The organism is Lacrimispora amygdalina (assembly GCF_900205965.1).
GTDB lineage: Bacteria > Bacillota > Clostridia > Lachnospirales > Lachnospiraceae > Lacrimispora > Lacrimispora amygdalina_A.
The window spans coordinates 1-12,613 of sequence record NZ_OAOF01000044.1 but is presented as its reverse complement, the minus strand read 5'-3'; the positions used below and the strand labels follow the sequence as shown (position 1 = coordinate 12,613).

General features: G+C 40.2%; 11 protein-coding genes and 5 tRNA genes. 11 read left to right on the top strand and 5 right to left on the bottom strand.

Features of this window, described 5'->3' with window-relative positions:
• Positions 1-146: 146 nt before the first annotated feature.
• A tRNA-Asn gene (locus CRO04_RS25095) sits at positions 147-219 on the bottom strand.
• A gap of 67 nt (positions 220-286) precedes the next feature.
• Positions 287-370 (bottom strand) — tRNA-Leu (locus CRO04_RS25090).
• Positions 371-528: 158 nt separating this feature from the next.
• On the opposite strand from CRO04_RS25090, the gene CRO04_RS25085 reads away from it, so the two are divergent.
• From CRO04_RS25085 to CRO04_RS25075, 3 genes are all read left to right on the top strand, one after another.
• Positions 529-612, top strand: a tRNA-Leu gene (locus CRO04_RS25085).
• Between the two features lie 48 nt (positions 613-660).
• Positions 661-744 (top strand) — tRNA-Leu (locus CRO04_RS25080).
• Positions 745-917: 173 nt separating this feature from the next.
• A tRNA-Leu gene (locus CRO04_RS25075) sits at positions 918-1,001 on the top strand.
• 109 nt (positions 1,002-1,110) lie between these two features.
• On the opposite strand, the gene CRO04_RS25070 is transcribed toward CRO04_RS25075, so the two are convergent.
• Positions 1,111-2,757 carry a sensor domain-containing diguanylate cyclase gene (locus tag CRO04_RS25070; protein ID WP_097006974.1) on the bottom strand — a complete coding sequence of 549 codons (1,647 nt, stop codon included), beginning with the start codon at positions 2,755-2,757 and terminating at the stop codon, positions 1,111-1,113.
• Positions 2,758-2,963: 206 nt separating this feature from the next.
• Positions 2,964-4,184 carry a 6-phosphofructokinase gene (locus CRO04_RS25065; RefSeq protein WP_097006973.1) on the bottom strand — a complete coding sequence of 407 codons (1,221 nt, stop codon included), beginning with the start codon at positions 4,182-4,184 and terminating at the stop codon, positions 2,964-2,966.
• A gap of 618 nt (positions 4,185-4,802) precedes the next feature.
• Between CRO04_RS25065 and CRO04_RS25060 the strand changes: the two genes are divergently transcribed.
• The 8 genes from CRO04_RS25060 to CRO04_RS25025 all read left to right on the top strand — a co-directional run bounded on the left by CRO04_RS25060 (position 4,803) and on the right by CRO04_RS25025 (position 11,902).
• On the top strand, positions 4,803-5,648 hold the full coding sequence (locus CRO04_RS25060; protein WP_097006972.1) for an aminoglycoside 6-adenylyltransferase: 846 nt from the start codon (positions 4,803-4,805) through the stop codon (positions 5,646-5,648).
• Between the two features lie 18 nt (positions 5,649-5,666).
• Positions 5,667-6,455, top strand: coding sequence for a class I SAM-dependent methyltransferase (locus CRO04_RS25055; RefSeq protein WP_097006971.1), 789 nt, complete (start codon positions 5,667-5,669; stop codon positions 6,453-6,455).
• A gap of 490 nt (positions 6,456-6,945) precedes the next feature.
• A complete protein-coding gene (locus CRO04_RS25050; RefSeq protein ID WP_097006970.1) occupies positions 6,946-7,518 on the top strand; it encodes a glycerol-3-phosphate responsive antiterminator in 573 nt (190 codons plus the stop codon).
• Between the two features lie 65 nt (positions 7,519-7,583).
• Positions 7,584-8,573 carry a dihydroxyacetone kinase subunit DhaK gene (gene dhaK, locus CRO04_RS25045; protein ID WP_097006969.1) on the top strand — a complete coding sequence of 330 codons (990 nt, stop codon included), beginning with the start codon at positions 7,584-7,586 and terminating at the stop codon, positions 8,571-8,573.
• An 18-nt stretch (positions 8,574-8,591) separates the two neighbouring features.
• Positions 8,592-9,212 carry a dihydroxyacetone kinase subunit DhaL gene (gene dhaL / locus CRO04_RS25040; protein ID WP_097006968.1) on the top strand — a complete coding sequence of 207 codons (621 nt, stop codon included), beginning with the start codon at positions 8,592-8,594 and terminating at the stop codon, positions 9,210-9,212.
• Between the two features lie 13 nt (positions 9,213-9,225).
• Positions 9,226-9,606, top strand: coding sequence for a dihydroxyacetone kinase phosphoryl donor subunit DhaM (gene dhaM, locus CRO04_RS25035; protein WP_097006967.1), 381 nt, complete (start codon positions 9,226-9,228; stop codon positions 9,604-9,606).
• 50 nt (positions 9,607-9,656) lie between these two features.
• Positions 9,657-11,150, top strand: coding sequence for a glycerol kinase GlpK (gene glpK / locus CRO04_RS25030; RefSeq protein ID WP_097006966.1), 1,494 nt, complete (start codon positions 9,657-9,659; stop codon positions 11,148-11,150).
• A gap of 41 nt (positions 11,151-11,191) precedes the next feature.
• On the top strand, positions 11,192-11,902 hold the full coding sequence (locus CRO04_RS25025; RefSeq protein ID WP_097006965.1) for an MIP/aquaporin family protein: 711 nt from the start codon (positions 11,192-11,194) through the stop codon (positions 11,900-11,902).
• 78 nt (positions 11,903-11,980) lie between these two features.
• On the opposite strand, the gene CRO04_RS25020 is transcribed toward CRO04_RS25025, so the two are convergent.
• Entirely contained in the window at positions 11,981-12,253 is a 273-nt protein-coding gene (locus CRO04_RS25020; protein ID WP_097006964.1) for a GNAT family N-acetyltransferase, read from the bottom strand.
• Between the last annotated feature and the right edge of the window lie 360 nt (positions 12,254-12,613).

Genomic DNA, 12,613 nt, shown 5'->3' with positions numbered 1-12,613 from the left:
ACCTCATAAACAACGTCATGGCGAAGTCACACCTTCGCTCTTTTGCTATGCTATTTTTTATTCCAAAGCCATTATACACTATCTTTGACTATTTGCGCAATTTCCTATAAAGTAAAAAAATCACACATTCTGTGTGATTTAGAAAACTCCCCGAGTAGGACTTGAACCTACGACCCAACGGTTAACAGCCGTTTGCTCTACCGACTGAGCTATCGAGGAATATACGACTTATTATACTCCATAAGTTGAAAATGTCAAGTGAAAACTTTTGGTTTTTAGAGTTAAATGCGGGAGATGGGACTTGAACCCACACGATCATACAACCACAAGATCCTTAGTCTTGCCTGTCTGCCAATTCCAGCACTCCCGCACAACGAAAACAATTTTACCATCATTACCTATAATTGTCAATATTATTTAAAAAATATATACAAAAAAATAATTTTGAAAATAATACAAAATCTGGTTGACAGAAGATGGCTTGTATACTATAATAGCTATTGTCGCTGAAAGAGATTACAGCGGAATGCAGAAGTGGCGGAATTGGCAGACGCGCACGGTTCAGGTCCGTGTGGTAGCAATACCTTGAGGGTTCAAGTCCCTTCTTCTGCACGAACCTTATTGAATGTCATGGCGGTAAGGTTTTGTATAAGATGACATGCGGGAGTGCTGGAATTGGCAGACAGGCAAGACTAAGGATCTTGTGGTTGTATGATCGTGTGGGTTCAAGTCCCATCTCCCGCATTGGGAAGCAGTTTTTCATTCGTGAAGAGCTGCTTTTTTTGTACAAAGGAAAATATGGTTCTCAACCTGAATTAAAACAGGTACTAATAAAATAAAAAAAGTGCTTGCTTATTTTGGAAAAGTATAGTATTATAATTGTACGAATTGATTCATCAATTTGTGCAATTGCAAGAGCAGAAGTGGCGGAATTGGCAGACGCGCACGGTTCAGGTCCGTGTGGTAGCAATACCTTGAGGGTTCAAGTCCCTTCTTCTGCATTTTAGAAATGTCCTGTAGGATCGGGGCATTTTTTATATATTAAAAATCAAAGAGGTGTCTGCCCAATGAATCCAAAGGAAACATACGGGAAGACACCTCTTTTTTTACTTATTCACAATCAGCCATGGACATACCTGACTCATAAACGGAATACTGGTTTCTACCATGCTTTTTCGCATGATAAAGTGCAATATCTGCCTTTTTATATAAATCTTCAAAGATGACACCATCCTCCGGATAAGCTGCTGTCCCCAGACTTCCGGATATATGTACCTCAGGTTCCAAAGCACTTCCGATCAGACTGCACAAATTTTCTAAACGAGAATATAAATCCATACTATAAGACACATCTTTAAGAAGTATGATGAATTCATCCCCGCCTAAACGGCCGAAGATATCATCTCTTCTCAGAGCGGATTTCAGTCTGGATGCAGCCCTGTGAAGCGCCTTATCTCCAAACTGGTGTCCATAGTTGTCATTGAGCTGTTTAAACTGGTCAATATCCAGCATAATCAGGATATGGTGTCCTTTGCTGTTGGTAAGGATATGACGAATCGCACGTATTGCAGCAGCGCGGTTTAAGAGTCCTGTCAGACAATCCTGTTGTGACAACTCATGCAAGGTCAGAGCCTCACGTTTTGAAGCATCAATATCTTTAATCAGAATAAATGCTTTAATGGTATCTGTATACGGGTCAGTAACTATTTGTACCATACCCAGAGTCCAGCAGACGCTGCCATCCTCCCTTAACCGGCGGTGTTCCAGACGGAGAGAACGGTTCCCTTGGTAGTACTGGCAAAGTAAGTGGTCCTTATTAAAGAAGTTTAAGTAAGGTTCTTTGTCCTCTTCGTAAATTTCGTGTTCCGCGATATAACTCATAATATCTGCAAATGATTTTCTTGCATCTTCCGGGATATTTCGAGTCATCTCTCCGATTATTTCCTCAAACAGATCCGACTTTGTATTATATTCATAATATCCGATGCAGTCTTTCTTTTGTTCCCGCATATACTCTGTCCAGCGCTGATATGCCAGTTCTTTTTCATATTGATCTGTAATATCCTGATAGGAAATAATACCGCGAAGCGGCTTTTTTTCTTCCGTGTATACCAGTGAGTAATGCTTTGAAAACCAGTGGTATTTTCCAAAACCGGTTTTAAGCCTGACTACGCATTCTCCTTCCGGAGCACCCTGTTCCATATCTTCGTAAAATTTCAGAAAATCCATGATACTTTCCTTATGTACAATGCCATTTTCTATTAAAAATTCCGGAGAAAGAGGCACGGAAAGCGGAGCTGGAAAGCATCTGGTAAATTCTGCGGAAGGAGAAAGGTTTCTGTTTGGTATATCATAGATGCATACCATACAGCCGGAGTGCCGGCTTGCAAGGCGGTATTGTTCCTCCTGAACCTGAAGGCTCTCTAAGCTTCGTTTCAGGCAGCTGATATCCGATACAGAACAATAGAATAGCTCTTCTTCTTGTATAAAATGAAAATCGATGGAGAACCAGCAGCGGTTATCCATTGATTTGGCTCTGAATTCCAGTCTGAAAATACTGGATTCAAGCTCCATATGATTGTGAATTTTATCTGCAATTTCGCTGAACTCCGATTCACAGACCATATCTTCAAGGCGGGAAGGAGAATGAAACCAGTTTTTTATTGCTGTATTAGAATAAATAACTGGATAACCTTCTTCTGCCTTAAGCTTTAGAATGCCGCATGGTATGCGGTCTAAAAAAACATCTCCGTCCATTGTTCGCTTTCTCCCATAAGTGCGTTAGAAAATAGAAATATCTATTATTATAAACATATGAGGCAAGCATTGAAAAAATTACTTATTTGACAAAAATAATAAAAAAAACATAAAACATGTAATTCGTATAGGTAAAAAGGGTTGATCTCAAGCGGAACAAATGTTGTCAGCTTAAAATCAACCCTATAGAATTCTGCAAATAGCCGTTATAAAGATCTGTAAAGATAGAGAGGTCTGCCATCCTTTATAATCCTGTCTGGTTCGCCCTGAATGAGAGGCAGAGCATAGGCAAGGAATTCCTCAGTAACATTGGTACCATGGTCACAGATCCACTGAGATGGGAAGAGCTTTTCTTTATTGCACACTTCATTTACATCAACCGTAACGCATTCCATCTCATAAGGAGAATCAGAAATTCGTTTGAAAGCGATCATAAGGCCTGTGCCGCCGTTTAATGCTGCCTTTATTCCTTCCCTGCCGGCTGTGACTGCCTCTTCGATATCGGTTGCTGAAGCAAGCATGCCGCTGCAGCGCTGGTTCACGTTGAGTTCAATAGAACGAACCTTTACGCCAAAACGGTTGCGGACGAAATTCTCCAGCATTTTACCGCTTCCAGTCAGCATCTTGTGGCCGAATGTGTCAGTACGGACTTCATCGGTGTATTCGCAGATGAATTTACCGTTTGCATCTGAAATACCCTCAGAGATACAGATGGTTACAGAATTCTTTTTGGATAAGGCTTTGTACACATCATCTGCAAACTGTTCAAAATCAAAATCGGATTCAGGTAGATAAATCAAAACAGGATTATCACCATCAAATTTTCTTGCAAGTGAACTGGCAGCGGTCAGCCAGCCTGCGTGACGTCCCATGAGTTCGATAATCGTAACTGATTTTTGCTGATAAACACTGGAATCTAAAACAATTTCCCGAACGGTATCTGCCACATATTTGGCTGCGCTTCCAAAGCCAGGTGTATGGTCCGTATGGACCAGATCGTTGTCAATTGTCTTTGGAACGCCGATAAAGCGAATGCTGCTTCCGTGATGAGTAGCGTAGCGGGAGAGTTTGCTTACGGTATCCATTGAATCATTCCCGCCAATATAAAAGAAGTATCCAATATCCATAGCACGGAATTTTTCAAACAGTGCCGGGTAGAAAGGGGATGATAAATCATCAGGCAGTTTATAACGGCAGGAACCCAGATACGCTGCAGGTGTCAGCTTTAATAACTCCAGTTCCTCCGATGTTAAATCATTGGTCAAATCCATATAATTTCCAGACATGAAGCCTTCTATGCCATTGATCATGCCGTATACACGGCCGATCTCTTCGTGAGCCTTTCCTTCTTTGATGACGCCGTAAAGACTTGCGTTAATCACAGCTGTAGGTCCGCCGGATTGTCCTACGATTACATTTTTCTTCATGTATCATTTCCTCCAAATCTGCATATGCCAGGTGCACGTTACCTATTCTATAATAGAAAGGACATCTTTGCAACCAAATTTAAAGGATATAAGGGAATTGGTAAGGAAAGGAAATAAAAAAAGACCCTAAAAAGGGAGGAGCCGGTGAAATGTGGGTTTCACCGGCGAGTTATGAAAAAAAGTTTTATAAAACAAGTTTGGAGTAGTTCTTGTTTATATAATCAGTATATAGGAGACATGTGAAGTAAGTTTGTAGAAGATGTAAATATTTTTTGTACGACTTGTGAAAAAACTGTGAATGAATAATGGTGGTGTTTTATGAGTGTTTTCGACTTTAATTAGATATAGTTTATGTAAATTAGAATTTAGCTTACTGGCTATTAAAGCACATTGGCAATTGAATATTGATAGTTGGCATCAAATGTAGTAATATATATTACTACTGGAAAAGTTTTACATAATTGAAAGGATAGGATATGAATTTTAAAATTACAGATTTAATATTAGAGCAAGATAAAGATGCAATATTTGTTTTTATCGCCTATCGTCATAAATTAAGTATTCTATAAGGAAAATCATAATATTATAGTAAGGGGAAACAGCTGGAGGGTAAACCAGATGAGTAAATATACGAAATTAATCAACAATATTGTAGCGTTTGGAAATAATGATGATAGAATAGCTGCAATTATTTTGGTGGGGTCACAAGCACGTAAAGATAAATCTTCTGATGAATATTCTGATTTGGACCTAATTGTTATAACAGAAGATACAAATTACCTTGTTCAATCTAACGATTGGCTTGATAAAATCAGTAAGTATCATATCTTGTTTTTAGAAAAAACAGCTGATGGTGCTGATGAAAAAAGAGTGTTGTTTGAGGGGGCATTGGATGTGGATTTTGTTATCATATCGGAAAATGATGCCAAGACAGCTATGAAAAGTGGTAAAAAGCTCCAAATACTATTGAATGGTTATCGTGTATTAATAGATAAAAAGGAAATACTAGCTGATATTTCTACTCTTCAGCAAACAAAAGAACCGTATTTTTTTCCACAAGAAGTTGACTATGTTAATATAGTCAATGATTTTTGGTATCATGCTATATGGACATCTAAAAAGATCTTGAGAGGGGAACTCTGGGCAGCAAAGTTTTGCCTGGATAGTTATATGAAATCTAAGCTGCTTTGGATGTTGGAATTTTATGAGCATGTGAAAAACGGGCCCAATTACAATACATGGTACTCTGGAAGATTTGTAGATACTTGGGCGGAACAAGAGATAAGAGATCGATTGGCAAATTGTTTTGCACATTATAACAAGGAGGATATGATAACTGCATTAAAAAATACGATGGAATTGTTTTGTTATTTGGCCACTAATATATCAGTGGCAGTCGGCTATAGATATTGTGACGATGCAGATGATTATTCATCGAAATGGGTAAAACAAAATTTAAATTGAAAATAATGGAGATATATAATGAACTATATATTAAAAAATAAAGAGGCATGGGAAGAAGCATTTGACCACAGACAAACAAACTGGGGAGAAGATAATTATAAGCTCCTCCTTAATGAAAAACTCCCCTTTTTTTGTCCGGACCTGGCACTAGAATTAAATAATATGGATTTTAAAGGCAAAGAAGTGGCGCAATTTTGCTGCAATAATGGCAGGGAAATTCTATCTCTCATGCAATTAGGAGCAAAATCGGGTGTAGGCTTTGATATTGCTGATAATATTATTAAACAGGCAGAAGTAACTGCTGAAAAAGCGGGTATTGGTAACTGTAAATTTGTTGCATGTAATATTTTAGATATTCCTGAAGTATACAATGATTCTTTTGATTTTATCATGTTTACCGTTGGTGCGATTACCTGGTTTGAAGATTTGAATTCATTGTTTCGTAAAGTGTCAGATTGTTTAAAACTAGGAGGAATTCTTTTAATCCATGATTTTCATCCATTTATGAATATGCTGCCTATGCCGGGAGAACCTGATTATGATGAACAACATCTGGACAGGTTGAAGTATTCTTACTTTCGGAAGGAACCGTGGATTGAGAATGATGGTATGGGGTATATGTCTGATCAATATAACTCAAAGACTTTTACAAGCTTTTCACATACGATATCTGATGTCATTAATTCAATTATTCAAGCGCCTATGAGGGTGATGAAAATAAGTGTATTTAATTATGATGTGGGCTTATCTGATGTATATAATGAAAAAGGATATCCGCTATCTTATATACTCAAAGCACAGAAATAATAATAAATCTTGATATCCCAGGTGTTGAATGATAGGATATTTGCCATTGGAAGGAGAGGGGGAGAATGTGAAATAAATAACGAAATGAACGCGTTTTTAGTCACATTCAGCTGCTTTTTGATATAATATCAAAATTCCATGTATAACTCATTAAAATAAAATAATGTACAAACAAGTGGAAAACAGTAGAAATAGCAAATAAGCACGTATGATGTTGTAAAAAACAATGACAATATGTGCAAAATGTACGTAAAAAACATTTTGTTAAATAAAAAACAATGCAAAAACACAATAAAACACAAAAATAAATACAAAAATATATTGCATAATGCACAAATATGTGATATATTATGTTTAGTAAAATCCTTGAGAAAAGAGTGCAGAAACGGCAGCAGAAATGCTGATTAGTTACTATGCACTCTTTTTTTGAAATGAAATATAAGTTCATATTTATGAAAACAAGTCAATAGAAAATAAAGGGGTGCTGCGTGTGGACAACAAATTATGGACAGTGATTGAGAACAATCCCATAATTGCTGCGGTGAAAGACATGGCTGGTCTTAAGAAATGTGTGGAATCAGATGTAAAAGTGATTTTTATACTTTTTGGTGATGTCTGCAACATAGATCAGATTGTAAATGAGGCCAAAAGAGAAGACAATATCATCATGGTTCATATGGATCTGCTGATAGGCTTAAGCGGAAAGGAGGCTGCAGTTGACTTTATTAAGGCTCATACGAAGGCAGACGGAATTATCACCACGAAACAGTCCCTGATTCAACGCGCCAAAGAGGTTGGGTTATATACAGTACTGCGTTATTTTGTAATAGACTCCATGGCTCTGGTGAATATTGAAAAACAGAATAGCTGCTGTGCAGTACAGCCCGATGTAATTGAGATTTTACCAGGAGTTATGCCTAAAGTGATCAGGAAGATCTGCAGAATCAGCAAGGTGCCGGTAATTGCCGGCGGGTTGATTTCCGACAAAGAAGATGTTATGTCAGCGCTGGCAAGCGGTGCACTTTCTATATCAACCTCTGAGCAGGCGGTGTGGTTTATGTAAGAGAGTATGTTATATGCTTCACAACATATAGAAGCTGTTTTTCATGTGTAAGGAGGTCAATTAATATGAAGAAGTTCATGAATGACGTGTCAAAGGTAGAAGATGAGATGATTTTGGGACTGGTTAAGGCATATCCTCAGTATTTGAAGAAGCTTGACTGCGGTAATGTGGTGATTCGAAGCAAACGGAAAGAGAATAAGGTTGCATTAATAAGCGGCGGCGGAAGCGGACACGAACCGGCACATGCAGGTTACGTGGGTACCGGAATGCTTGATGCGGCCGTTGCCGGGGCGGTTTTTACCTCACCGACACCAGATCAGATTTATGAAGGCATAAAAGCCATTGCCAATGATGCCGGTGTATTAATGGTGATCAAAAATTATACCGGTGATGTTATGAATTTTGAAATGGCGGCAGAAATGGCGGAGGCCGATGGTATATTGGTAAAACAGGTGGTTGTTAATGATGATGTTGCAGTAAAAGACAGTCTGTATACTGTTGGCAGAAGGGGTGTGGCAGGCACTGTATTTGTGCATAAGATCGCAGGAGCAGCGGCTGAGAGAGGGGAAGACATCAATAAGGTTCAGGCAGTGGCCCAGAAGGTAATAGACAATGTCCGAACAATGGGAGCGGCGATCCGTCCGTGTACCGTACCTGCTGCTGGAAAGCCTGGATTTGAACTGGCTGAGGATGAAATGGAAGTGGGAATCGGGATTCATGGCGAACCAGGTACCCATCGGGAGAAAATAAAATCTGCCAATGAAATCGTTGATTTTCTCCTTGATAAAATACTTTCGGATATGGATTATACTGGGAGTGAGGTCGCCGTTATGATTAATGGTTCTGGCGCAACCCCGCTTATGGAATTGTTCATTATTAATAACCGGGTATCGGATGTTTTGAAAGAAAAGGGCATTTCTGTTTATACTACCTTCGTAGGCGAATATATGACATCCATTGAGATGGAGGGCTTTTCTATTTCTTTATTAAAATTGGATGAGGAATTAAAGTCGCTGCTTGATGAAAAAGCAGATACACCGGCATTTAAAGCATAATAAGTTTGGAGTGATGAGATGAACAAAGAGAAATTAATTCTTGTAATTGATCAGATGGCAGATGCCATGGAAAGCCAGAAAGAATACCTGACAGAGCTTGATAATTCAATCGGTGATGGGGATCATGGCATAAATATGGCAAGAGGATTTGGCGAAGTTAATAAAAAAAGGGATGCCCTTCTTAAGATGGAAGCCGGAGATATGATTAAAAATCTCGGTATGATTCTTGTAGCGACTGTGGGAGGAGCTTCCGGTCCATTATACGGTACCGCTTTTATGAAAGCAGGAACATATTTGAAGGGTAAGGAAGATATTACGTTTGATGACTTTCTGGAATCTTTTCAATGTGCCATTGATGGAGTTATGGCAAGGGGGAAGGCTGTAGAAGGCGAGAAGACAATGCTGGATGCCATGATGCCTGCAAAGCGTGCCATGGAGAAGGAATGGAAAATTACCGGAGATGTAAAAAAATCCCTGGAAGCAGGCATAGCTGCAGCAAAAGCCGGTGTGGAGTTTACAAAGAGGATTGCTGCCACAAAAGGAAGAGCGAGCTATCTGGGAGAAAGAAGCATCGGTCATCAGGACCCCGGTGCAACCTCGTTTACATTCCTGCTGGAAGCGATTGCTTCCCGGATATAACAGGAGGGACGATATGGTTAATTTTGTGATTGTATCCCACAGCCGGCTGTTAGCCGAAAGCGTGGCTGATTTAACAAAACCCATGGCTGCCGGAGTGAAAGTGATTCCTGCCGGCGGACTGGAGGATGGCAGCTTTGGTACCAGTTATCAGATCATTACCGATGCGATAGAGAAGGCCTATACCGGAGAGGGCGTTCTGGTGCTTATGGATATGGGAAGTGCGGTCATGACGGCGGAGATGGTATTGGAAACAATGGAAGACCGTAAAGTAAAGATGGTAGACTGCCCATTGGTGGAAGGTGCCGTTGCCGGAACGATTGCTGCAGCCGGCGGACTTGATATGGAAACGATATACAGGGACTTAACAGATTCCGGATATGTTAACAAGTTTTAAAAGGTACATCATGTACTTATTAAATAAGAAATTAAAGGAGGGTATTACTGATGGCGAAGTACGTAATGGCTTTGGACTCAGGAACAACGAGCAACAGATGCATTTTATTTAATGAGAAGGGAGAGATGTGCAGTGTAGCTCAAAAGGAGTTTACCCAGTATTTCCCCAAACCAGGCTGGGTGGAACATGATGCCAATGAAATCTGGTCTTCTCAGCTGGGAGTGGCGGTTGAGGCAATGTCCAAGATTGGTGCGACAGCGGAAGATATTGCAGCAATCGGTATTACAAATCAGAGAGAGACAACAATTGTCTGGGACAAAGCAACAGGAGAACCGGTATATCATGCAATTGTATGGCAGTGCAGACGTACCTCCGAATATTGTGATTCTCTGAAAGAGAAAGGTCTCACAGATTCTTTCAGACAAAAGACAGGTCTTATCATTGATGCATATTTTTCAGGAACGAAGCTGAAATGGATCTTAGACAATGTGGAAGGTGTCAGGGAACGGGCGGAAGCAGGAGAATTACTTTTTGGTACGGTTGAAACATGGCTTATCTGGAAATTGACAAAAGGCAGAGTTCATGTGACTGATTATTCCAATGCGTCAAGAACCATGTTATTTAACATTCAGGAATTAAAATGGGATCTGGATATCCTGAAAGAATTAAATATTCCGGAATGTATGCTCCCGGAAGCAAAACCTTCAAGCCTTGTTTATGGTGAGTCTGATTCCCAGTTCTTTGGCGGTCCCATCCCCATCGGCGGTGCAGCCGGAGATCAGCAGTCAGCGCTGTTTGGCCAGACCTGCTTTACTGCTGGAGAAGCAAAGAATACTTATGGAACCGGATGTTTCCTTCTGATGAACACTGGAGAAAAACCGGTATTCTCTAAAAATGGACTGGTAACAACAATCGCCTGGGGACTTGACGGAAAAGTGAATTATGCTTTGGAGGGGTCTATCTTTGTTGCAGGTGCTGCAATTCAGTGGCTGCGTGATGAGATGAAGCTGGTAGACTCTTCCCAGGATTCTGAATATATGGCGAAAAAGGTAAAAGATACCAACGGCTGCTATGTAGTTCCTGCATTCACAGGACTTGGCGCCCCTCATTGGGATCAATACGCAAGAGGAACCATCGTAGGTATCACAAGAGGCGTGAATAAGTATCATATTATCAGAGCGACTCTGGAATCCCTGGCTTTCCAGGTGAATGATGTCATTAATGCAATGCAGGCAGATTCAGGTATCACACTCAGTACGTTAAAAGTTGACGGCGGAGCCAGCGCCAATAACTTCTTAATGCAGTTCCAGTCTGACATCATGGGAGCTCCTGTGCACAGACCGGTGTGTGTTGAGACAACTGCCATGGGAGCTGCATATCTTGCAGGTCTTGCAGTTGGATATTGGGAAAGCAAGGAAGCTGTTGTGAAGAACTGGCAGATCGACAAAATATTCCACCCCGAGATGGCCGAAACCGAAAGAGCAGAACTTGTAAATGGCTGGAATAAAGCAGTTAAATGTTCTTATGGATGGGCAAAAGATTGATATCAGATATTAGAAACTGTGATTTCAGGAGGTAAGGGAGTATGTTGATTTTTATTTCAGAACTGATAGGTACTATGCTGCTTATCTTACTTGGTGACGGGGTGGTAGCCAATGTAACATTAAATAAGTCCGGGATGAAGGGAGGCGGACCGGTCCAGATCACATTAGCCTGGGGTCTTGCTGTTATGCTGCCTGCATTTATCTTCGGAGCATCGTCAGGCGCGCATTTTAATCCTGCATTAACAATTGCACTGGCAGCGGAAGGTTCTATAGGATGGAATGTGGTGCCGACTTACATAGCAGGACAATTCATAGGAGCATTTCTTGGAGCAACACTGGTTTATGTATTATTTAAGGGCCAGTTTGACCTTACTGAGGATCCTGGAACAAAACTCGGTGTATTCTCTACAGGTCCCTCCGTGCCAAATACCGGACTGAATCTGTTAAGTGAAGCAATCGGAACATTTGTCCTTGTCTTTGCAATCAAAGGAATCGGGAATGTGAAAGAGGTAGCACCGGGCGTTGACAAATTGCTTGTATTTGGAATTATTGTTTCCATTGGTATGTCTCTTGGCGGATTAACCGGATATGCCATTAATCCGGCCCGTGATCTGGGTCCGCGTATTGCACATGCACTGCTTCCTATTAAAGGAAAGGGAGATTCAAACTGGAAATATTCATGGATACCAGTAGTGGGGCCTGTCATTGGTGCACTTGCGGCAGTTCTGTTATACAATGCCATTCCCTGGTAGAATGAAAAGTTAATATAAATACTAAGTGGGGTCAAAGGCCAGGTAATCGGCATGTATTAAATGCTGATTACCTGGCCCTTATTTCAGCAAGTCCTGATACTCCGGATGCTTTTCAAACCAGTTGATCGCATACGAGCATGTCAGGACTGCTTTTTTTCCTTCCGAACGCAGATGATCTGCGGCAGCTTTCATCAGCTGGCCTGCGATACCCTGACCCCGGAGGGAATCATCCACAAAAGTATGATTAATATTAACGGTATTGTTGTCTGAGTCTGGAAATGTGACTTCAGCCAGCAGGCTGCTGTTGGAATCATAAAGTGCAATCTGATTGGGGGTGTAAGTAAAATTCATAGAAAATACCTCCTGTTTTGTAATAAAACGATTATATCACTTCGTGAATGAAGGATCAAGGAGTTCCCGGCTGATTAAGTTTATAGATTCATAATGAAATGGCGATAAAAAAAGAGCACCGTAAAAATTGGGGAAACGATGCTCCAAAGAAGAGTTATTGTAAGTATAACCTAAAATTTTCATTATGTAAAGTAGAAAATTTGTAAGATGTGTGAAAAACACGTTGAATAAAACATATTTTCACCAAATTAATACATGATATAAAATATATTAATTTATATGATGTTCGGCTTAATTATTTTGATACCTTTTCCTTTTTAAAACATGACACACAGATGTCTCTCTTTATATGGTAATATC

Excerpts from the sequence above, each read along its gene's own strand:
- glpK (WP_097006966.1), top strand. The coding sequence starts at position 9,657 with ATGGCGAAGTACGTAATGGCTTTGGACTCAGGAACAACGAGCAACAGA.
- dhaL (WP_097006968.1), top strand. The coding sequence starts at position 8,592 with ATGAACAAAGAGAAATTAATTCTTGTAATTGATCAGATGGCAGATGCC.
- CRO04_RS25020 (WP_097006964.1), bottom strand. The coding sequence starts at position 12,253 with ATGAATTTTACTTACACCCCCAATCAGATTGCACTTTATGATTCCAAC.
- dhaK (WP_097006969.1), top strand. The coding sequence starts at position 7,584 with ATGAAGAAGTTCATGAATGACGTGTCAAAGGTAGAAGATGAGATGATT.
- dhaM (WP_097006967.1), top strand. The coding sequence starts at position 9,226 with ATGGTTAATTTTGTGATTGTATCCCACAGCCGGCTGTTAGCCGAAAGC.
- CRO04_RS25065 (WP_097006973.1), bottom strand. The coding sequence starts at position 4,184 with ATGAAGAAAAATGTAATCGTAGGACAATCCGGCGGACCTACAGCTGTG.
- CRO04_RS25060 (WP_097006972.1), top strand. The coding sequence starts at position 4,803 with ATGAGTAAATATACGAAATTAATCAACAATATTGTAGCGTTTGGAAAT.
- CRO04_RS25070 (WP_097006974.1), bottom strand. The coding sequence starts at position 2,757 with ATGGACGGAGATGTTTTTTTAGACCGCATACCATGCGGCATTCTAAAG.
- CRO04_RS25055 (WP_097006971.1), top strand. The coding sequence starts at position 5,667 with ATGAACTATATATTAAAAAATAAAGAGGCATGGGAAGAAGCATTTGAC.
- CRO04_RS25025 (WP_097006965.1), top strand. The coding sequence starts at position 11,192 with ATGTTGATTTTTATTTCAGAACTGATAGGTACTATGCTGCTTATCTTA.